The organism is Mesorhizobium sp. M7A.F.Ca.CA.001.10.2.1 (assembly GCF_003998575.1).
GTDB lineage: Bacteria > Pseudomonadota > Alphaproteobacteria > Rhizobiales > Rhizobiaceae > Mesorhizobium.
Map to the genome: position 1 here is coordinate 1 of NZ_RZQY01001080.1, position 1,172 is coordinate 1,172.

Sequence of the window (1,172 nt, forward strand, 5' to 3'; positions counted from 1 at the left end):
GCAGGCCACTGTCATCGGCGCCTTGCGCCGTGGCGATCTCGGGCACCGGCTGCGCGGCGGCGGCAGGAACTGGGGCAGGCTTTTCCGCCGGAAGGGCGGTGGGCGGCGCGACGACCTCGCCGGCAATGGCCTGCGCGGCGTCGAGCAAAGCGCGGTCGCCCTCCGACAGCCGGCTGCGGTCGATCTTGCCGAGCTTGGCACGAACGTCCTCGATTGTCCCCGAGGTGACGGTGGAAAGGCTGGCATAGAGCAGGGCGCGTGGATCGTCCTGATTGGTGTTGCCGTCGCGGCCCTGTTCCGCCCGCGCCGAAGCGAAGGCCGACAAGTCGTTCAGGCCGTCTATCGCGGCCCGGCGGGCGATGCGCAGATAGATCACCTTCTCGCGCTCGGGATCCATCATCGAGGTGATGTCGCCCAGCTTGTCCTGGCTGATCGACATGTGCAGCGCGATGACGCCGGAGACGAAGGAGTCGGCGAACTGGCTGGCATAGGGCGAATAGAGGTAGCGCTCGACATATTGGGTGGAAGCAAGGGCGAAGCGTGCCGCGTCGCCTTGCGCGACTGCAAGGCCGACCGAACGGCGAAGTGCCGCTTCCTCGACCAGCGTGCCGGGGCTGAGCAATCTTGCCTCGTCGAGCAGACGGAGTGCGGTCGCCGGCTGATCACCGGCAAGCAGTGAGCCTTTGACCAAAGCGAGGAAGGCGCCGAGATCCGGAGGCAGCGCCATGGGATCGATCGGCCTCAAGGCTTCGATAGCCTCGCCGGGCCGGCCGTTGAGGTAATCAATCACGCCTTTGGCGATGGCAAGGCTTTGCGGATCCGTCGTAGCGCGCGACGTGGCCGCTTCGACGGTCACCGGGTTGCCGCCGCTCATGCCGTAGACAAGCAGGGCTCGAAAGTTCTTGGGATCCTTGTAGTCCTCGGCATTCGCCGCCCGCAGGCGCGCATCCGCCATCTCCAGCAGCTTGGCTTGCATCGGCAAGGCGGCATGATCGCCGGCGGCTATGCGGTCCTGGATGAGTTGCAGCGAGCGCACCAGCTGATACGGCTGCAGCGCGTCCTGGGCGAAACCGGCCGACGGGTGTCCGCCGGCCAGCAGCAACAAACCAATCAACCGGCGGGTGACGGCCGCTCGCTTCATCCGCCGGTCGCCATCAGGATCTCGATGCGAC

Annotated in this window: 1 protein-coding gene; it reads right to left on the reverse strand. The window is 66.6% G+C overall.

Going from position 1 to position 1,172, the window contains the following annotated elements; translation table 11 throughout:
- Nucleotides 1-1,141: chemotaxis protein MotC (locus tag EN964_RS35210; RefSeq protein WP_127277495.1), on the reverse strand; the 1,141-nt coding region annotated here is incomplete at its 3' end.
- Nucleotides 1,142-1,172: the final 31 nt, after the last annotated feature.